Annotated in this window: 16 protein-coding genes; 8 read left to right on the top strand and 8 right to left on the bottom strand. The window is 72.3% G+C overall.

What is annotated here, in order from left to right:
• Positions 1–76: 76 nt before the first annotated feature.
• Both JK359_RS31470 and JK359_RS31465 read left to right on the top strand, forming a co-directional pair.
• Positions 77–496: a phage holin family protein gene (locus tag JK359_RS31470; protein ID WP_201842807.1), complete on the top strand. Its 420-nt coding sequence runs from the start codon at positions 77–79 to the stop codon at positions 494–496.
• Positions 493–1,026, top strand: a complete 534-nt coding sequence (locus tag JK359_RS31465) for a DUF3618 domain-containing protein (protein WP_201842806.1) — start codon at positions 493–495, stop codon at positions 1,024–1,026. Before JK359_RS31470 ends, JK359_RS31465 begins: the two co-directional genes overlap by 4 nt.
• A gap of 54 nt (positions 1,027–1,080) precedes the next feature.
• On the opposite strand, the gene JK359_RS31460 is transcribed toward JK359_RS31465, so the two are convergent.
• Positions 1,081–2,907 carry a DUF8508 domain-containing protein gene (locus tag JK359_RS31460; protein WP_201842805.1) on the bottom strand — a complete coding sequence of 609 codons (1,827 nt, stop codon included), beginning with the start codon at positions 2,905–2,907 and terminating at the stop codon, positions 1,081–1,083.
• A gap of 265 nt (positions 2,908–3,172) precedes the next feature.
• Here JK359_RS31460 and JK359_RS31455 point away from each other — a divergent pair, with 265 nt between their 5' ends.
• The 4 genes from JK359_RS31455 (at position 3,173) to JK359_RS31440 (ending at position 9,205) form a co-directional block, all read left to right on the top strand.
• Positions 3,173–4,600: a hypothetical protein gene (locus tag JK359_RS31455; protein ID WP_201842804.1), complete on the top strand. Its 1,428-nt coding sequence runs from the start codon at positions 3,173–3,175 to the stop codon at positions 4,598–4,600.
• Positions 4,601–4,916: 316 nt separating this feature from the next.
• Positions 4,917–6,374, top strand: a complete 1,458-nt coding sequence (locus JK359_RS31450) for an alkaline phosphatase PhoX (RefSeq protein ID WP_201842803.1) — start codon at positions 4,917–4,919, stop codon at positions 6,372–6,374.
• Between the two features lie 507 nt (positions 6,375–6,881).
• The gene (locus JK359_RS31445; RefSeq protein WP_201842802.1) at positions 6,882–8,462 is read left to right on the top strand and encodes a TROVE domain-containing protein; all 1,581 of its coding nucleotides are present in this window, start codon (positions 6,882–6,884) and stop codon (positions 8,460–8,462) included.
• A 173-nt stretch (positions 8,463–8,635) separates the two neighbouring features.
• Positions 8,636–9,205 (top strand): TetR/AcrR family transcriptional regulator, encoded by a 570-nt coding sequence (locus JK359_RS31440; protein WP_201842800.1) that lies wholly within the window; start codon positions 8,636–8,638, stop codon positions 9,203–9,205.
• A gap of 185 nt (positions 9,206–9,390) precedes the next feature.
• Here the strand turns inward: JK359_RS31440 and JK359_RS31435 are convergent, their stop codons facing one another.
• The 7 genes from JK359_RS31435 to JK359_RS31405 form a co-directional block, all read right to left on the bottom strand.
• A complete protein-coding gene (locus JK359_RS31435) occupies positions 9,391–10,593 on the bottom strand; it encodes a TerD family protein (protein ID WP_201842797.1) in 1,203 nt (400 codons plus the stop codon).
• Between the two features lie 72 nt (positions 10,594–10,665).
• The gene (locus JK359_RS31430; RefSeq protein ID WP_201842793.1) at positions 10,666–11,655 is read right to left on the bottom strand and encodes a zinc-dependent alcohol dehydrogenase family protein; all 990 of its coding nucleotides are present in this window, start codon (positions 11,653–11,655) and stop codon (positions 10,666–10,668) included.
• Positions 11,652–12,497: a carbohydrate ABC transporter permease gene (locus JK359_RS31425; protein ID WP_201842792.1), complete on the bottom strand. Its 846-nt coding sequence runs from the start codon at positions 12,495–12,497 to the stop codon at positions 11,652–11,654. The genes JK359_RS31430 and JK359_RS31425 overlap by 4 nt, the downstream gene beginning before the upstream one ends.
• On the bottom strand, positions 12,494–13,429 hold the full coding sequence (locus tag JK359_RS31420; protein ID WP_201842791.1) for a carbohydrate ABC transporter permease: 936 nt from the start codon (positions 13,427–13,429) through the stop codon (positions 12,494–12,496). The genes JK359_RS31425 and JK359_RS31420 overlap by 4 nt, the downstream gene beginning before the upstream one ends.
• Positions 13,426–14,796: an ABC transporter substrate-binding protein gene (locus tag JK359_RS31415; RefSeq protein WP_201842790.1), complete on the bottom strand. Its 1,371-nt coding sequence runs from the start codon at positions 14,794–14,796 to the stop codon at positions 13,426–13,428. Before JK359_RS31415 ends, JK359_RS31420 begins: the two co-directional genes overlap by 4 nt.
• A 77-nt stretch (positions 14,797–14,873) precedes the next feature.
• Complete coding sequence (locus tag JK359_RS31410) at positions 14,874–15,644, bottom strand: DeoR/GlpR family DNA-binding transcription regulator (protein WP_201842789.1); 771 nt, start codon at positions 15,642–15,644, stop codon at positions 14,874–14,876.
• A 416-nt stretch (positions 15,645–16,060) separates the two neighbouring features.
• Entirely contained in the window at positions 16,061–16,870 is an 810-nt protein-coding gene (locus tag JK359_RS31405; RefSeq protein WP_201842787.1) for an NAD-dependent epimerase/dehydratase family protein, read from the bottom strand.
• A gap of 245 nt (positions 16,871–17,115) precedes the next feature.
• On the opposite strand from JK359_RS31405, the gene JK359_RS31400 reads away from it, so the two are divergent.
• Both JK359_RS31400 and JK359_RS31395 read left to right on the top strand, forming a co-directional pair.
• Positions 17,116–18,057: a 5-dehydro-4-deoxyglucarate dehydratase gene (locus tag JK359_RS31400; protein WP_201842785.1), complete on the top strand. Its 942-nt coding sequence runs from the start codon at positions 17,116–17,118 to the stop codon at positions 18,055–18,057.
• 76 nt (positions 18,058–18,133) lie between these two features.
• Positions 18,134–19,297 carry a hypothetical protein gene (locus JK359_RS31395; RefSeq protein WP_201842783.1) on the top strand — a complete coding sequence of 388 codons (1,164 nt, stop codon included), beginning with the start codon at positions 18,134–18,136 and terminating at the stop codon, positions 19,295–19,297.
• Positions 19,298–19,526 lie beyond the last annotated feature (229 nt).

Genomic DNA, 19,526 nt, shown 5'->3' with positions numbered 1-19,526 from the left:
CCGGAGGCGGTGAGCACGGCTAAAGACCTTCGGCCCGGGTACCCGGAGGTTCCGCGCAGAGAGGAGGCGGAACACCGTGACCGTGACCCCGCAGGCACGGCCCGCCGCCGACGGGCACCCCTCCACGGGCGAACTCGTCGGCCGGGCCACCGAACAGCTCTCCCGGCTCCTGCGCCAGGAGGTGGCCCTCGCCAAGGAGGAGCTGACCGAGAAGGGCCGCCGTGCCGGGCGTGGCGGCGGCCTGCTGGGCGCAGCGGGTGCCGTCGGGTACGTCGGCCTGTTCGCCCTGGCCGCAGCGGCCACCGCCGGACTCTCCCTGACCCTGCCCGTGTGGGCGGCGGCACTCGTCGTGGCCGCGGTCTATTTCGCCGTGGCCGCCCTGCTGGCCGCGGCCGGACGCGCCCAGCTGCGCCGCGCCGCCCCACCCGCACCCGAGCAGACGCTGGGCAGCGTCAGGGCGGACGTCGACGTGATCAGGGAAAGGGCACACCGATGAAGCACAGCAATCCGCACGGCTCGGGCGCCAAGGGCCCCGACGAGCTGCGGCAGCAGATCGAACACACCCGGAGCCAGCTCGGTGACACCGTCGCCCAGCTGGTGGACCGGGCCGATGTGAAGGGCCGGGCCCGCGCCCGGGCCGCCGACCTGAGGGACAAGGCCGGCGCCATGACCGTGCAGCTGCGCGCCAGCGCCGCCCACGCGGGCCACGGGGTGCAGGACCGGGCGGCCAAGGCCGGGCACGTGATGCAGGACCGCGCCGTGCGGGCCGGCCACGACGCGCAGGAACGGATGGCGAAGGCCGGACACCTGGTGCAGGAGCAGGCCGGCCGGGGCGGGCACGCCCTGCAGGACCGGGCGGCACAGGCCGGTCACGCCGTCGAGCACGACGTGCGGGTACCGCGGCCGGTGCGGTCCGCCGTGGGCGCCGCGATGCGCCACCCGCGGCCGGTACTGATCGTGGGTGCGGCGGGCGCCTGCGTCGTCGGCGCGGCCGTGATCTGGCGCCGTATCGACCGGCGCCGGTGACGACGCAACGGCGGGGCCGGCCGGGCGCAGCGCCCGGCCGGCCCCGCCGCCGTGTCACGGACGGAACCGCAGCACCTGCGGGTCGTGGTCACTGATCTGGTCGCTGAACTCCGAGTTGATGTGCACGCTGTCGTACTCGAAGTCGCAGCCGCGCCGGATCGACGGGCTGATCAGGATCTGGTCCAGGACCTGCTGGTTGCCCTGGTAGTCGTAGGTGTAACGCTCGCGCTTCGGCAGCGACTTGATCGCCGACCACAGCTCGCCGTCACCCTCGAGGATCTGCGTGGTGCCGGAGAACTCGAAGTCGTTCATGTCGCCGAGCGCGATGACGTCCGCGTTCTTCTGCACGGACAGGATGTCCTTGACGAACGCGTTCACCGCGGTCGCCTGGGCGTGCCGCTGGATCTCCGAGCTGCGCACCGGCGGCTGGTACTGCGAGGTCAGACCCTGGTCGCCACCCTTGGAGTTGAGGTGGTTGGCGATCACGAAGACCGTCTTGCCGCGGAAGGCGAACTCGCCGGCCAGCGGCTTGCGGCTGCTCTTCCAGGCCGCGTTCGCCGGGTCGATCCGGCCCGGGGAGGCCGTCAGCCGGGCCTTGCCGTGGACCTTGGTGACGCCGACCGCGGTGGTCGAGTCGCCGCCGGGACGGTCCACGAAGGACACCCGCTCCGGGTTGAACAGGAACACCTGGCGGATGTTGCCGCCGGGCTCGCCGCCGTCCTGGTCGTTGACCGGGTTGACCGAGCGCCAGTCGTACGTGGGGCCGCCCGCCGCGACGATCGCGTCGATCAGCTTGTGCACGGTCTGGTCCGCGTCGACCGTGCCGTCGTCCTTGGCGCCGTTGTTGTCCTGGATCTCCTCCAGGGACACGATGTCCGGCGACTGCAGGTTGTTCACGATCGCGGAGGCGTGCTTGTCGAACGTCGGGTCCGACGGGTCGAGGTTCTCGACGTTGTACGTCGCCACCGCCAGCTCACGGCCCGACTGCTTCTGCGTCGTCTCGCGCTCCAGGCCGGCGCTGTCCAGCGTGCCGAGCTTGCTCGCGACGAGGGTGTAGCCGCCGAACTGGTTGAAGTCCAGCGGGCCGGTGGTGGTGCCCTCCAGCGTGTCGCCGACGTTCGCCTTGGGGAAGTCGGCGGTGGAGCCCAGCGACTGGACCTGCAGCCGGCCGGTGTTCTGGGACTCGTAGGAGCCGTACACCGTGCCGCCGCGGCGGCTGCGGTGCTCCCACGGCTTCACCGTGACCCACAGCTCGCTGTAGGGGTCGGTCGCGGTGACCACACGGACGTCCTCGACCTGGACGTTCATGCCCTCGAGGGACTCGTAGTAGTCCAGGGCGTACGCCGAGGGGTCCAGGGTCAGGCCGTTGACCGAGCCGGCGGCGGCCGTGTCGCCCTGCGGGGCGTACTCGTCCGGCACCGCGTCCTCGTCGACGGTGACCGGCGCCGGGACCGCGTTGCCGGTGGAGACGGTGGTGACGGTCGGCTTGGTGATCTCCGTCAGCGACTGGTTGCCGGACGAGGCGCCGCCCGGGACGTACTCGGAGACCGTGCCGGTCACCTTCACCGCGTCGCCGACCGCGGCCTTGGGGGCGGAGCCGGTGAAGACGAACACGCCCTCACTGGTGGCCGGGTTGTCGTCCGGGGCCGCGTCCTGGATCCAGAAGCCCTTGGAGGAGCCGTAGGTGCGCGTGGCCGTGACGACACCCTCCACGTCGGTCACCTTCTGGCCGGCCAGCGGCGATATTCGGGTCGTGCCCTGGATGTCGTGGATGCGCACCGAGTCGGCGTGCGCGGGGGACGTGAGGACGACGGCGGACGCCGCGCTGCAGACGGCGGCGACGGTGAGCGCGGCGAGGCGCGCGGAAGACCTGCTCGGCAAGGGTTCCCTCCGGGGACGTGCGTGAGCGCCGGGACGAGGGTGGTACGGGAGCGTGCGGGGCTCGTAGCCCTCTGTGACACGCATAGAGCCGAGTGAACAGTTGTCCCCCCAACTTCTACGCGCGTCAATCTCCTGCCTGGCCCTACGAGTTGTCAAGGTTTCGGCCATGTACGGACGCTTGCCGGGAGATGAACCGGGTGGCATGGGTGGAAATCCGTCTAGGCTGAGCGGTTGAGTCCGTTCACGGTCCGAGGAGAACCAGCCGATGTCAGACAGCTCCCCCCTGCCGCCCGTACGGCTGCACCCCGAAGCGGAGCTGGCGCGCGCCGCGCTGTCCACGCCGTTGCTGTCCCGGGCCGCCCGCCTCGCCCGCTGGGCCGGGCCCGACACCCGCGTGGACGCCGGCGGCGGCCTGGCCGAGGAGCAGTTGCCGGCCGCCGCGGAGCTGCTGGGCCTCGCCGGCGACGACGCGGCCGCCTACGCCAGCGAGGCCTGGCGGGTCGCCGTGGACGCCGGTCTGGTCGAGATCGTGGACGAGGAGGCCGGCACCGTCAGGGCGGGGGAGGAGCTGACGCTGCTCACCGGCGGCTCCCCGCGGGACGTGCTCACCGTCTGGCTCAGCGCGCTGGAGACGGTCGTCGCCGACGCGAGCGTGCCCGACCTGGACGACCTGGTCGACGCGCTGGACGAGGGCGGCGAGGTCGATTTCGCGTCACTCGACTGGGACCCGGAGGCCGAGGCGGAGTTCCTCGACGGCGTCCTCGGCAACCTCTACCTGCTGACCGCCAGTGAGGACGGCCCCGGGGGTGACGCCGTCCCGCTGCCCGCCCTCGCCGCCTCCATGATCGTGCCCGACGACATGGGCGAGCCCACCAACGACGTCCTGGAACAGGTGTCCGACGCGATGATGCGGCTGGACGACCAGTTCCGGATGCTGGAGCCGGTCGGGCTCGTCGAGTACCAGCCGGTCGACGAAGGGCTGATGGGCGACGCCGGCGAGGAGCCCGCCGCACCGGTGGACGACACCGACGTCTCCCGCTACGGCATGGTCCGGCTCACCCCGCTCGGCGTGTACGGGCTGCGGGCGCGGCTGCTGGACGCCGGGTTCACGGCGCCGGCCGTCGGTGAACTGGCCGACAAGGGCGCGGACGTCCTGCTCGACGGCACCGCCCGGTTCGGGCAGTCCGCCGCCCGCGCGGAGACCGAGCAGTGGCTCGCCCGCCGCGAACCACTCGCCTCCGCACGGGAGTTGCTGACCGCGGCCCGCGGCGCGGACGCCGGTGCGCCGTTGCGCAGGCTGCGCTGCCAGCAGGCGCTGTCGCTGATGGGCACCGAGGCGGAACCCGCGCTGCGGGAGGTCCTCGCCGACCCCGAGCTGGGCGGGCTCGCCCGGGTGTGGCTGAGCGAGCGCGGCGCCGCCGGGGTCCCGGCACCCTCGCAGGACATGGTGTTCTGGCTGACCATCGACACGGTGGCCGCACAGCTCCAGGCCGAGGGCAACTCGGAGGAACTGCAGGCCCTGGTGGAGGGGCTGGCCGCGCAGCACAGCGGGTTCTTCGCGGCGGCCTGGCGGGTGGACCACCCCGCCACCGCGGACGTGCTGGAGGCGATGGGACGCCTGCACCCGGACAAGAAGGTGGCCAAGGAGGCCCGGAAGGCGGCGTTCAAGGCACGGTCGCAGCAGGGCGGCTGAGCGGCGCACGGGCACGCGGGCCCGGGGGAGCGGCGGGCCGGGTTCCGGCTCCGGGAGACGCGGTGGGCGCGGTGCCGGCCGGACGGGTGAGCGGCGGGCGCGGTCCCCCGGCCGGCCGCGAGCCTGGCCGGCTACAGCCGTGTCGCGAGGTGACGGTGTTTTTGGTGGTCATGGTCCGGTGCATACGGATTCATGGAACAGGAGCCTCGGTGGTAGCCCGGTGTTCAACTCCCGTTCAGCAGTGGGCGGGAGCGTGTGCGCCGAACCGAGGCCCCCCACCCTCCACGGCACTTCCACCGTCGTCACAGGAGACACCATGTCGCTCACCCGCAGGGACTTCGCCAGAAAATCCGCGATCACCGGTGCCGGGGTCGCCCTGGCGGGCAGCGTCGGCGCCCTCGCCACCGCGCCGAACGCCCTTGCAGCCACGGAGACCGAGGGCGCCGAGGCCGAGTCCGCACTCGGGGGCCACCATCACCACCACGGTGTCGGCTACGGCCCGCTGATCGCCGACCCGGACGGCATCCTCGCCCTGCCCGCCGGCTTCACCTACGAGATCATCACCTACAGCGGCAGGACCAAGCTGGAGTCCGGTGAGTTCACCCCCTCCAACCACGACGGCACGGCCACCTTCGACGGCCCCCGCGGCGCCACCCTGCTCGTCAACAACCACGAGCTGAAGGGCCCGCGCGCCAACTGGAAGTACCCGGTGCCGCTGACCGAGGGCCTGGTCTACGACCCCGCCGCCTCCGGTGGCTGCACGGTCGTCGAGGTCCGCCGCGGTCACGTCGCCGAGTGGGTGGGCATCGCCGGCACCTCGCAGAACTGCGCGGGCGGCCGCACGCCGTGGGACACCTGGCTCACCTGCGAGGAGACCGAGGACAAGGCCGGCAAGAACGGCATGACCAAGGACCACGGCTACGTCTTCGAGGTCGACCCCGAGGACCGCCGGGCCAACCGCGACCCGAAGCCCCTCAAGGCGCTCGGCCGCTACGCCCACGAGGCCGTCGTCGTCGACCCCAAGCGCGGTCACCTCTACCTGACCGAGGACGCGGACACCCCGAACGGCCTGCTGTACCGCTGGACCCCGCCGGAGGGCTTCCGCCACGGCCGCGGCAAGCTGCGCACCCTCGCCGACGACGCGGGCGTGCTCCAGGCGTTCAAGTGCTTCGACTCCGGCGGCAAGTTCGTGGACGACCTGTCCCGCGCCACCAGGATCGGCACCGTCTACGGCGTCGACTGGGTGGACGTCCCCGACCGTGACGCCAAGACCGTCTCGGTGCGCAAGCAGTTCACCGACGGCCAGGTCACCCGTGCCCGCAAGCTCGAGGGCATGTGGTGGGGCGACGCCGGTGTCTACATCGTCTCCTCCTTCGCCCGCCAGGAGAGCCCGGTCCAGCACGACGGCCAGGTCTGGTTCTACGACCCCAAGCGCCGCACGCTGACGCTGAAGGTCCTGCTCGGCGTGAACACCGACCCGTCCCAGGACGGCGCCTTCGACGGCCCGGACAACATCACCGTCTCCCCGTACGGCGGCCTGGTCATCGCCGAGGACGGCGAGGGCGTCCAGCACCTGTTCGGCGCCACCGAGAGCGGCCGCACGTACCCGATCGCCCGCAACGAGCTGAACATCGGCACCGAGGAGGAGCCGGAGTTCAGCGAGTTCACCGGCGTCACCTTCTCCCCCGACGGCCGCACGCTGTTCGCCAACATCCAGACCCCGGGCATCATGCTCGCCATCACGGGTCCCTGGAAGCGTCAGAAGTGCGACTGATATCCGGTCGGTGATTAATTCGCTCGCTCGTCCCGCGGCCCCCTCCTAGAGTTGTCCTCGTCCAGGTGCGACAGGCAGGACCTACTTCCACTCTTAATGGGGAGGCCGCGGGTTCGAATCCCGCCACCGGCTCCGACAGGCCGGTGTAGCTCAGGGGCAGAGCACCACGTGGTTCCGCCGACCTCGATCTCTGGACACCGAACTTCATGCACCTCCCGGTGCGCAGGCTGCGGTTACTTCTTTTGCAAAGAGAATCCGGAACCGCCGCCGAACTGATCTCGGGAGGCGCAGCACATGGTGGGTGCCCGGTGCGCAGGCAGCGGATACTTCAGGGATCTGGTCCTTGGGAACAGGGGTGCGGGTTCGAATCCCGTCATCGGCTCGCGGCCGGTGTGGCGGAAAGGAAGACGCGCCAGATGATAAGTCCCGTCGCCGACTCCTGATCTCGGGCACCCTCCTTGTGCTGTGCTTCCCTCCGAAACTCCAGTGAATTCGGGGGAATTCGCCATGGCGCGATTCAACAGAAAGTCCGCCCGCGCGCAGCCCACTTCGCGGGTCACCTCGACCGGGCGGGTGCTGCGTACGTACGAGGGCGGCCGCGGCCAGGAGCGTGACGCGCGCTCCGAGCTTTTCCTGCTCGCCGTGTCCCACTTCGCCACGGGCACCTTCTACGAGCGCGCCGAGGACCGCGACGACCGGTTCACCCGTCTCCTGCGCGGCCTGGCCGTCAGCGACCCGGACTGGACGGCCGCCCTGCTCGGCTGGCTGCGCGGTGACGGGAACATGCGCACGGCCTCGATCGTCGGCGCCGCCGAGTACGTGCACGCGCGCCTCGCGGCCGGCGCGACCGGCGGCCCGTCCAACCGGCAGGTCGTGGACTCGGTGCTGCAGCGCCCGGACGAGCCCGGCGAGCTGCTCGGGTACTGGACGGCGACGTACGGCCGCGCGATCCCCAAGCCGGTCAAGCGCGGTGTCGCCGACGCCGTACGACGCCTCTACCACGCCAAGTCGCTGCTGAAGTACGACACCGCGTCCAAGGGCTACCGCTTCGGCGACATCCTCAACCTCGTGCACGCGGCACCGGACCCGGACCGGCCGTGGCAGGGCGAGCTGTTCCGGTACGCCCTCGACCGGCGCCACCACCCGGACACCGCCGAGCCGCCCGCGGCGCTGCCGGTGCTCACCGCGCACCGCGAGCTGATGGCGCTGCCCGTGGCGCAGCGGCGGGCCGTGGTCACCTCGCCCGGCGGTGCCGAGCGGCTCGCGGCGGCCGGGATCACCTGGGAGGCGCTGGCCGGCTGGCTGCAGGGGCCGATGGACAAGGCGGCCTGGGAGGCCGTGATCCCGTCCATGGGCGCGATGGCACTCGTCCGCAACCTGCGCAACTTCGACGAGGCCGGGGTCTCGGACGAGGTCGCCGCACAGGTCGCGGCGAAGATCAGCGACCCGGAGCAGGTGCGCCGTTCGCGGCAGTTCCCGTTCCGCTACCTGGCGGCCTACCAGCACGCGCCCTCGCTGCGCTGGTCCTACCCGCTGGAGCAGGCACTCGGCCACTCGCTGGCCAACGTGCCCGCGCTGCCGGGCCGGACGCTGGTCCTGGTGGACCGCTCGGGCTCGATGTTCTGGTCACAGGTGTCCCAGCGGTCGCAGCTCAACCGGGCGGACGCGGCGGCGGTCTTCGGTACGGCGCTGGCCCTGCGGGCGGCGGACGCCGACCTGGTCCAGTTCGGCTCGACCAGCGACCGGGTGCCGTTCCGTAAGGGGGAGTCGGTGCTGCGGGTCCTGGAGCGCTTCGGCGACCTGGGCGGCACCGACACGACCGAGGCGGTGCGCCGGCACTACCGGAAGCACGACCGGGTGCTGATCGTCACCGACGAGCAGTACGCCCCGCACCGCAACGGCGGGCCGACCGCCCAGATCCCGGACCGTGTCCCGGTGTACACCTGGAACCTGGAGGGCTACCGGGCGGGCCACGGGCCGTCCGGCACCGGGAACCGGCACACCTTCGGCGGGCTCTCGGACGCCGGCTTCCGCATGGTCCCGCTGCTGGAGAACGGCCGGGACGGCCACTGGCCCTGGCTCACCTGACCGTCCCACCGCGGCGGCGACGGGCTGCCGCCCACCCGGCGGCTGTCCGCCGGCGATCCGCCGTCTGTCCGCCGGGTCCGGCGGTGACGTGCAGGGGCCCGTACTCGGGGGCTGTCTCCGTTCCGTGCTCGGTATGGTGCGGAGAGAGTCCCCGGTTCGCGAGGAGAGAGCGGATGACGCAGGGCAGGCCCATGCGCGCGGACGCCCGGCGCAATTACGAGCGGCTGCTGAAGGTGGCGGCCGAGGCCTTCGCCGAGCACGGGGAGAACGCGTCGCTCGACGACATCGCCAAGCGGGCGGGCGTCGGCTCCGGCACGCTCTACCGGCACTTCCCGACCCGGCAGGCGCTGCTGGAGGCGGCCTACGTGGAGCGGATGGAGGCGCTGGGGGCGCGTGCCGGCGAACTGGCGAAGGAGCTGCCGGCGGGTGAGGCGCTGCTGGAGTGGCTGTACGAGCTGGCCGTCGGGACCGTGCAGGTGCGGGGCATGAAGGCCCTGCTCGGCTCGGCCGTGACGGACGGCGGTGCGGCGGCGACGACGGTGTGTGCGACCACGGTGAAGGGCGCGGTGACCCGGCTGGTGGAGGCGGCGCAGGCGGAGGGCACGCTGCGGGGGGACGTGGAGCCGATCGAGGTCCTGCGTCTGGCGCACGGAGTGGCCTCGGCGGCGGAACTGGCGGGCACGGGGGAGCGGGGGATCCGCCGCTACCTGGCCCTCCTGACCGAGGGACTGCGGACCCCCTGAGGGAGCCGCTCGCGCCCCGCGAGGGGCGCGGGGAACCGCACGAGCACTCCCGCACGGTGCCGCAGTCGACGGCGGACGCGCCGCAGGGGGCGCGGGGAACTGCGCGAGAGGCCCGCACGGTGCCGCAGCCGACGGCCGGCCGCGGCCACGACGGCGGGCCCCGGCGCGGCTCCGGCACCCGTGGGCTACAGGGCGCGAGCCCCCGGCTGCACCATGTTCCGTACGGTGCGGGCCTTGACGAACTCGCCCATCGCCGTCATGTCCCACTCGCCGGAGAACTGACGGATGAGCTTGGCCATCATCACGCCCGTCTGCGGCTCCGCGCCGGTGAGGTCGAAGCGGACCAGTTCCTCCCCCGTCGCCGCGTCGACCAGGCGGCAGTACGCCTTGGCGACCTCCGTGAACTTCTGCCCGGAGAAGGAGTTGACCGTGAAGACCAGACCGGTGACGTCCTGGGGCAGGCGGCCGAGGTCGACCACGATCACCTCGTCGTCACCGCCGCCCTCACCGGTGAGGTTGTCGCCGGAGTGCTTGATCGCGCCGTTCAGGATCGTCAGCTTGCCGAAGTAGCAGCTGTCGATGTGGTTGCGCTGCGGCCCGTAGGCGATGACCGAGGCGTCCAGGTCGATGTCCTTGCCGCGGAACGCGGGCTCCCAGCCGAGGCCCATCTGCACCTGGGACAGCAGCGGCCGGCCGCCCTTGACCAGGGAAACGGTCTGGTTCTTCTGCAGGCTCACCCGGCCCTTGTCCAGGTTGATCTTCCCGGCGCCCGGTACCGGAGCCGGCGGGGCGGCCGGGGCGGGCGGTGCGACCGGGGCCTGGACGGCCGGGGCCGGCGGCGCTGCGGGGGCCGGCGGCGCGGCCGGCTGCTGCGGGGCCGCAGGGGCCGCGGCGGGCTCCTCCACCGTCACGCCGAAGTCCGTCGCGATGCCCGCCAGCCCGTTGGCGTACCCCTGGCCGACGGCGCGGGCCTTCCACTGGCCGTTGCGCCGGTAGATCTCCACGACCACCAGCGCGGTCTCCGTGCCGAGTTGCGGCGGGGTGAACGTCGCCAGGGGCGTGCCACCGTCCGCGTCCCGGATCGTGGCGGTCGGCTCGATGCCCTGGAAGGTCTGGCCGGCCGCGTCCGGGCTGGCCGTGACCACGATCTTCTCGATGTCCGGCGGCACGGCGGTGGTGTCCACCGTGATCGCGTCCGGTGCCGCGCCGCCGCCGGAGGTGTACGTCACGCCCGGGCCGGCGGGCTGGTTGTAGAAGATGAAGTCGTCGTCGGAGCGCACCTTGCCGTCGGCGGTGAGCAGCAGGCCCGACACGTCGAGCCGCACCGGAGCGGAGACGTCCACCGTCACGCGGGCGGCCGACAGAGGGATGTTCGAGCCTGGGGTCATAGCTGTCATGCCGGGTGAACGAACGACACCGCTTTACCGTTCCCTTACCGACGAGCGGCCCCCCCGATCGGCTCAGGGCACCACCACGATCTTCCGGCCCACCCCCGCCGCGAACTGCTCCAGCGCCTGGGGGTAGCGCTCCAGCGGGAACCGGTCGCTGATGAACACGTCGGGGTCCAGGACACCGTTCGCGAACAGCTCGGCCGCCCGCTCGAAGCTGTGCAGCACCGCCATGGAGCCGGTGATGGTGATCTCCTGGTTGTAGATGCGGTACGGGTCGACGGTGACGCGCGTCGCGTAGTCGGCCACCCCGAACTGCAGGAACGTGCCCGCCTTGGCCACCCGGTCCAGGCCGTCCTGGATCGCGGCCGCGTTGCCGGTCGCGTCCACGACCACGTCCCAGCCCTGCGGCCGCTCCAGTTCGTCGGCGTTCGCCGCGGACGCCGAGACGCCGAGCCGGCGGGCCGTCTCCAGGCGGGCCGGGTTGACGTCGACCACGTCCACGCCGGCCGCGCCCGTCCGCTTGGCCAGCTCCAGCATCATCAGGCCCATGGTTCCCGACCCGTAGATCAGGACGTGGGCCCCCAGACGGGACCGCAGGACGTCGTAGCCGCGTACCGCGCACGACAGCGGCTCCACCAGGGCGGCGTCCTCGGTGCGCACGTGGTCGGGCAGCTTCACGCAGTTGGCCACCGGCGCGACCGCGTACTGTGCCGCACCGCCCGCCGTGGTCACGCCGATCGCGGCCCAGCGCTCGCAGAGGTTGTTGTGACCGGTACGGCAGTACCGGCACTCGTAGCAGTACAGGGACGGATCCACGGCCACCCGGTCGCCGGCCGCCACCTCGGTGACCCGGCTGCCCACGCCGGCCACCGTGCCGGCGAACTCGTGCCCGGGGACGATGGGCAGCTTCGGCGCGAACTCGCCCTTGAGGATGTGCAGGTCGGTGCCGCACAGACCGCACGCCGCGACCTCGACGACGACCTCGCGGGGCCCCGGCGTGGGGTCGGGGACCTCGGCGACGACGGCGCGGCCCACGGACTCGATCACGGCGGCCTTCATTTCACGGCTCCCAACGACAGGCCCTGGACCAGCTTGTCCTGGGCGGCGAACCCCGCGGCGAGCACCGGCAGGGAGATGACGAGCGACGCGGCGCACACCTTGGCCAGGAACAGGCCCTGGCTGGTGATGAAGCCGGTCAGGAAGACGGGGGCGGTCTCGGCGACCACGCCCGTCAGGACCCGGGCGAACAGCAGCTCGTTCCAGCTGAAGATGAAGCAGATCAGGGCGGTGGCGGCGATGCCGGGCAGGGCGATGGGGGCGACCACGCGCGCGAGGACCGTCGGCAGGCGGGCACCGTCGATCTGCGCCGCCTCGATGACCGCCACCGGCACCTCGGCGAGGAACGACTGCATCATCCACACCGCGATCGGCAGGTTCATGGAGGTGTAGAGGACGACCAGGAGCCAGATGTTGTCGAGCGTCCCGGTGTTCTTCGCGAAGAGGTAGACCGGCAGCAGCCCGGCCACCACCGGCAGCATCTTCGTGGACAGGAAGAAGAACAGGACGTCGGTCCACTTCCGCACCCGCCGGATCGACAGCGCGTAGGCCGCCGGCAGCGCCAGCAGCAGGACGAGGACCGTCGAGGCCACCGACGCCACGGCGGAGTTGACGAGCGCCGGCCAGGGACTGGCGCCACCGCCCGTCCCGAAGAACTCGCGGTAGCCGTCGAGGGTCAGCGACGCGGCGAAGGACGGCGGGCTGGTCGCCGCGTCCGCCTCGGAATGGAAGGACGTCAGTGCCATCCAGGCGATGGGCAGGAAGAAGGCGATGCCGACCAGCCAGGCCGCCAGGCCGAGGCCCAGGCCCCGGTGCTTCCTGGCGCGTACGGCGATGAGGCTCATGCGCGGGACACCTCCTCGCGGAACAGGGACGACACCACGCGCAGGGCGAAGGTCGCGATGACGATCGAGCCGATGACGACCAGGACGCCGGCGGCCGAGGCGAGGCCGTTCTCATGGGCCTGGTAGAAGCTCTGGTAGACGGTGTAGGGCAGGTTGGCGGTGCCGAGGCCGCCGGAGGTGATCGTGAAGACCGCGTCGAAGTTCTGCACGACGTGGACCGAGCCGAGCAGAGCGCCCAGTTCGAGGTAGCGGCGCAGGTGCGGGAGCGTCAGATGGCGGAAGACCTGCCAGTCGTTCGCGCCGTCCACCCGGGCGGCCTCGATCTGCTCGGGGTCACGGCTCTGCAGACCGGCGAGCAGGATCAGCATCATGAACGGCGTCCACTGCCACACCAGGGAGGCCTCGACCGCGAGCAGCGGCGTGCCGGAGATCCAGTCGGGCCGGGGACCGCCGGCGTAGTGCAGCAGGCCGTTGAACAGGCCGTACTCGGGGTTGTAGAGGACGTGCTTCCAGAGCAGGGCGGCGGCGACGGGGACGACGAGGAACGGTGCGATCAGCAGGGTGCGCACGACGCCCCGGCCGGGGAACCGGCGGTCCAGCAGGAGGGCGAGGACCAGGCCGAGGACCAGGCTGGCCAGGACCACCGTCGCCGTGAGCAGCACGGTCGTCCACACCGAGTGGCGCAGGTCCGCGTCGGTCAGCACCTGGCGGTAGTTGTCGAGGCCGGTGAAGCGGCGGGCCTGGGGGTAGAGCGCGTTCCAGTCGAAGAAGGAGATCACCAGCGTGGCCACGAACGGCAGCTGGGTCACGGCGATCATGAACAGGAGGGCGGGCATGAGGGGGGCCCGGGTGGCCCAGGCGCGCAGGCGGGCGGAGGGTGGCCGCGTGGCGCGTTCCGGTGCGGTCGTCAAGGGGGCTGTCGTCGCGGTCATCGTCCCTCGTACTCCTCGGAGATCTTCTCGGCGAGCTGCTGGGACTTCTCCAGGGCCGCGTCGACGGACTGGCGTCCGGCGACGGCCGCGCTGATCTCCTGGGAGACCTTGGTGCCGAGATCGGTGAACTCGGGGATGCCGACGAACTGGATGCCGGGCGCGGGGCGCGGCTGCACGCCGGGGTCGTCGGGCCGGGCGGTCTCGATGGCCTCCCTCGTCATGTCCTGGAAGGCGGCGGCCGTCTTGCGGTACTCGGCGTTCGTGTACGTCGACGCCCGCTTGCCCGCCGGGACGTCGGACCAGCCGCTGGTCTCGCCGACCAGGTGCTCGTACTCCTTGCCGGACGCCCAGGACACGAACTTCCAGGCCTTGTCCGGATTGCGGGAGGCCTTCTGGATGCCCCAGGCCCAGGTGTAGAGCCAGCCGGAGGACGGGGTCTTCTCGACGGGAGCGGGCGCGTAGCCGAGCTTGCCCTTGACCGGGGAACCCTTCGCCTCCAGCAGGCCGGCCGCGGAGGTGGCGTCGTACCACATGGCGACCTTGCCCTGGGTCATGTTGTTGAGGCATTCGGCGAAGCCCGACTGGGCGGCGCCGGATTCGCCGTGCTCCCGTACCAGGTCGACATAGAACTTCGTCGCCTTCTTGAACTCGGGGGAGTCGAGGCGTGCCTGCCAGTTCTTGTCGAACCAGGTGCCGCCGAAGGTGTTCACCACCGTGGTCAGCGGCGCGATCATCTCGCCCCAGCCAGGCAGTCCGCGCAGGCAGATGCCCTTCATGCCGGGCCGGGCGCCGTCCGCCCGGGCCGCGAGGTCGGCGACCTGCGCCCAGGTCGGATGCGCCGGCATCGTCAGGCCCTCCGCCGCGAACACGTCCTTGCGGTACATCAGGAAGGACGACTCGCCGTAGAAGGGCTGACCGTAGAGCTTGCCGTCGGAGGCGGTCAGGGACCGGCGCATGGGCGGCAGGACGTCCTGCTCGTCGTACGCGGCGTCCTCGGCGACGTACGGGTTCATCTCGTGCAGCCAGCCGTTGCGGGCGTAGATGGGTATCTCGTAGTTGGAGAGCGTGGCGACGTCGTACTGGCCGGCCTGGTTGGCGAAGTCCTGGCTGATCTTGTCGCGCACGTCGTTCTCGGGCAGGACCGTGAAGTTGACCTCGATGCCGGTCTCCTCGGTGAAGTGAGCGGCGGTCAGCTTCTGCAACTCGGTCATCTGCGGGTTGTTGACCATCAGGACGTTGATGGAGTCGCCGCCGGAACCGGTCCCGCCCGCGCCGACCCAGCAGCCGGAGAGCAGCGGGGCGAGCAGCGTCCCTGCGGCGGCCAGGGCGAGCGTGGCTCGCGGCCTCCGTCGGCTCTGGGTTCGCATGGATCACTCCTGGAAATTTCGGGAGGTAATGGACGTCGAAGGGCTGGGTGTGCCCGGCCGGGCCGGGGGCGGCCGGATCAGACCCGGACCACCTGGGGGCCCAGCAGGGAGTAGCGGTGGGCCTCCGCGGCCGGCAGCTGGGTGCTCGTCACGATCGCCTCCAGGACGCCGACCTCGGCGAACCGGCAGAAGCTGACCGCGCCGAACTTGGTGTGGACGCCCGCGAAGACGGTCCGGCGCGCGGCCCGGATCGCCTGCGCCTTGACCTCGCTGACCGCAGGGTCCGGCGTGGTCAGGCCGTGCTCACGGGAGATGCCGTTGGCGCCGATGAAGGCGAGGTCGATGACGAATCCGGCGAGCATCTTCGTCGTCCAGTGGTCGACGGTGGCCAGTGTGCCGGCCCGGACCCGGCCGCCCAGGAGCAGGACCGACATGTTCTCGGTCTCGGCGAGGGCGCCCGCGACGGGCAGGGACGCGGTGACCACGGTCAGCGGCCGGTCCCTCGGCAGCGCCTCGGCGATGAGCTGGGGGGTGTAGCCCTCGTCGACGAAGACCGTCTCGGCGTCCCCGAGCAGGCCGGCCGCGGCGGCCGCGATCCGGCGCTTGTCGGGTACGTGGCTGGTGGCGCGGAAGGCGAGCGTCGTCTCGAAGCCGGCACTCTCCACCGGATAGGCGCCGCCGTGCGTACGGCGGACCAGGCCGTGGTCCTCCAGGGCCCGCAGGTCGCGCCGGATGGTCTCCTTGGCCACGCCCAGCCGGGCGGCCAGCGCGGTGACGTCGACCGAGCCGGCCGCGCGGGCGGCCAGCACGATCTCGCGCTGGCGCTCTTCCGCCGTCCTCGTGGCCATGCCCCTACCCGCCTTCCCGCGGAACTGCCCGTTCGGGCCCTCGGGGGAAGTTCTACCGGGGGTGTGCGGCGCTTACCAGGCCTATTATGAGCCCGATCCTGCCCGTCTGTGCCCGTTTTCGGGCCGAGGTGCCCGGCGCGGACCTGCGGGGTCGTGCGCGGCGGAGCGGGAGCGGGCACGCCGGATGCCCGAACGTGGCGGCGGGCGGGCCCGTTCGGTGCCCGCCCGCGCGCGTGACGGTTCGTTTTCCGCCGCCCCCGGCCTCCGCTGAAGTACTCGGAGGGGCACCCGGCGCCCCGGCGGGACCGGCGCCCTGCCCTGACCAGGGCGCCGTGGTGGATCCGGGGTGCTGTAGGGGGTCAAGGCGCCTTGGTAGGTCCAAGGTGCCGTGGTGGGTCCGGGGCTGCCCGGCGGGATCAGTGCGGCCAGATCGGCGGGTCGTCCACGAAGTGCCCGCCCAGGTGGCTGTGGGCCGGGTTCGCCGGGTCCAGTTCGCCCTGCTCGGCGATGAGCTTCCCGGCGTACGGCTCGGAGTCGTCCTGCGGTTCGTAGCCGAGCGCCCGCGCGCTGGCCAGGTCCCACCACAGCCGGGTGTTGGCGGAGGAGCCGTGCACGACCGTGTGGCCGACCTCCTCGGCGGTCAGGGCGGCGTGGAAGAGGCGGGCGCCGTCGGCCGGGCTCATCCACACCGAGAGCATGCGCACGCTGGTCGGCTCCGGGAAGCAGGACCCGATGCGCACGGAGACGGTCTCCAGGCCGTGTCTGTCCCAGTAGAGCTGGGCCAGGTCCTCGCCGAAGGACTTCGACAGACCGTAGAAGGTGTCGGGGCGGCGGGGCGTGTCGACGGGGATCAGCGGCTCGCCCGCGCGGGGGGCCGGGGTGAAGCCGACGGCGTGGTTGGAGGAGGCGAACACGATCCGCGGCACACCCTCGCGACGGGCGGCCTCGTACAGGTTGTAGGTGCCCTCGATGTTGGCCTTCAGGATCTTCTCGAAGGGCGCCTCCAGGGAGATGCCCGCGAGGTGGAGGATCGCGTCCACGCCCCGCACCGCCTCGCGCAGCGCCTCCGTGTCGGCGAGGTCGGCGGTGATGGCCCCCGGCGCGTCCTCGACCGGGCGCACGTCGAACAGGCGGAGGGTGTAGCCGTACTCCGGCAGCAGCGACCGCATCAGGGTGCCGAGCCCGCCGGCGGCGCCGGTGAGCAGGACGGTACGGGGAGCGGGCATCCTTCGGTCTCCTTGACGTCCTCGAACCGGCCACCTGGGCATCAGCGGCCTCATGTATAGACAGTATTCACATTCATGGACACGCTAAGGATCGCCGACCTGCCTCGTCAAGTGGGTCGCGGCAGGAGGAATCCGTTCCCGTGCCGCCCGTGCGCGCGCTTGACCCGCTCCGGACGGGGCCCGTAGCGTGGCGTCGTTCAGAAATATAGACATCGATCAGAAGAATGCACCGCCAGGGAGCGCCTGTGACGCCAGCCCCTCTCGCCGCCCGGCTCCGCGAACCCGGCGGGCCGCTCTTCTTCCCCGTGACCGCCTGCGGCCCCGACGGCTCACTCGACCTCGACGTCTACCGCACCCATGTGCGCCGGGGCGTCGCGGCCGGTGCCGCCGCCGTGTTCGCCTGCTGCGGCACCGGAGAGTTCCACGCGCTGCTGCCGGAGGAGTTCGAGGCCTGCGTCCGCGTGGCCGTCGAGGCGGCCGGGGGGCGCGTCCCGGTCGTGGCGGGCGCCGGCTACGGCACCGCGCTCGCCGTGCGCTACGCCCGGCTCGCCGCGGACGCCGGCGCCGACGGCCTCCTCGCCATGCCGCCGTACCTCGTGCTCGCCGGCCAGGAGGGCCTGCTGCGGCACTACCGCGAGATCGCCGCGGCCACCGCCCTGCCCGTGATCGTCTACCAGCGTGACAACGCCGTCCTCACCCCGCGGACCGTGGTCGAACTGGCCCGCACCGAGGGCGTCATCGGCCTCAAGGACGGCCTCGGCGACCTCGACCTGATGCAGCGGACCATCAGCGCCGTCCGCACCGAGGCCCCCGGCGGCTTCCTGTACTTCAACGGTCTGCCCACCGCCGAGCAGACCCAGCTCGCCTACCGCGCGCTCGGCGTCACCCTGTACTCCTCGGCGGTGTTCTGTTTCGCGCCGGAGATCGCCCTCGCCTTCCACCGGGCCCTGGAGACCTCCGACCTGCCCACCGCGCACCGCCTCCTCGACGGCTTCTACCGCCCGTTCGCCGAACTGCGCGCCCAGGGCCACGGCTACGCCGTCTCCCTGGTCAAGGCCGGGGTACGGCTGCGCGGCCTGGACGTCGGCGAGGTCCGGCCCCCGCTCCGGGAGCCGTCCGACGACCACGTCAAACAGCTCGCCCAGCTGATCGAACGCGGACACGCCCTGCTGGAGGGGGACGCGTGAGCGAGCACCGCGGGGCACGGGCCGCCGACCGGAACGGCCGCACGCGGGACGGGCGGTACTTGCACGAGGAGGACGCGTGAAGGCATCGGCGTTCGTCTACCCCTGGGACGTCAACCAGGACCCCGGGGCGCCCGCCCGCATCGCCGGGCTCGGCGTCGAGCAGGTCACGCTCGCCGCCGCCTACCACTCCACCCGCGCGCTGACGCCGCGCCACCCCCGCCACCGCATCGTCACCGCCGAGTACGCGGCCGTGCTGTACCCGCCCGGCGAGCGCTGGGCGGGACGCGGCCTGCGGCCCTATCCCGCCGGCCGCTGGGCCCCCGGCGACGCCTACGGCAAGGCCGCCGAGGCGCTCGCCGCGACCGGTCTGGAGGTGCACACCTGGGTCGTCCTCGCCCACAACTCCCGTCTGGGCGCCGAGCATCCCGACACCTCGGTCGTCAACGCCTACGGCGACCGCTACCCGTGGGCGCCCTGCATCGCCCAGCCCGCCACGCGCGCGTACCTGGTCGACCTGGCCGCCGAGGCCGCCGTACGTCCCGGCGCGCACGGCACCGAACTGGAGTCCCTCGGCTGGTACGGGCTGCAGCACCTGCACGCCCACGACAAGACCGCCGGCGTCGGCCTCGGGGAGGCCGGGCAGTACCTGATGTCCCTCTGCTTCTGCCCGTACTGCCGCGCCGGTTACGACGGACAGGGCCTCGACGCCGAGGAGGTGGCGGCCGGCGTACGGAACGCGCTGGAGCCGCTGTGGCGCGGCCGGGCGGACGACGAGGGCTGGCCCACGGTGGCCGGGGCGCTCGGCGAGGACACGGCGGCCGGCACGCGCGCGTGGCGCGAGACGACCGCCCGCACCCTCCAGGACGAGGCCGTCGCCGCGGTACGCGCCACCGCCCCCGACGGCTTCCAGGTCCTGCTGCACGCCGACCCGGTCCCGTACCACTGCGGCGCCGACGCGGGCGTCGACCCCGCCCACATCCTGTCCGTGGCCGACGGAGTGGTGGTGCCCTGCACGGGCGGTACGGCCCTGCTGGCACCCTTCGCCGGCCAGGCGCGCGAGCGCACGGTCCTGGCCGCCAACCTCACGGTGGTCTCCGGCATGGGCGGCAGCCCGGGCACCCTCGCGGCGGACGCGGCACGCGCGCGTGCGGAAGGCGCGACGGAACTGCGGCTGTACCACGCCGGGCTGGCGTCGGACGACGACCTGGCGGGGGTGCGCGAGGCGCTGCCCGCACGCTGAGCGCAAGTCACCCGGACCGGCACCGACGAGTTCCCGGGAGCCGGCCGGCGACTCCTTCGCGTTCCCGGCCCGGCCGGGCTCGGTGCCGGACCCGTACGCGGGCTGCAGCACCGGCCCGGCTCCGGACCGCCGAACCCCGCTGTGAACAGCAGCCGTTCGCGGATCCGTATCGATCCGATAACAGGGCTCGCCCTGCGCTTGTGATGCGCGTAGACAGTCTCTGACCTGG

The organism is Streptomyces actinomycinicus (genome assembly GCF_016741775.1).
GTDB lineage: Bacteria > Actinomycetota > Actinomycetes > Streptomycetales > Streptomycetaceae > Streptomyces > Streptomyces actinomycinicus.
The sequence above is the reverse complement of the archived record's forward strand: the minus strand, read 5'-3'. Positions and strand labels throughout refer to the sequence as shown.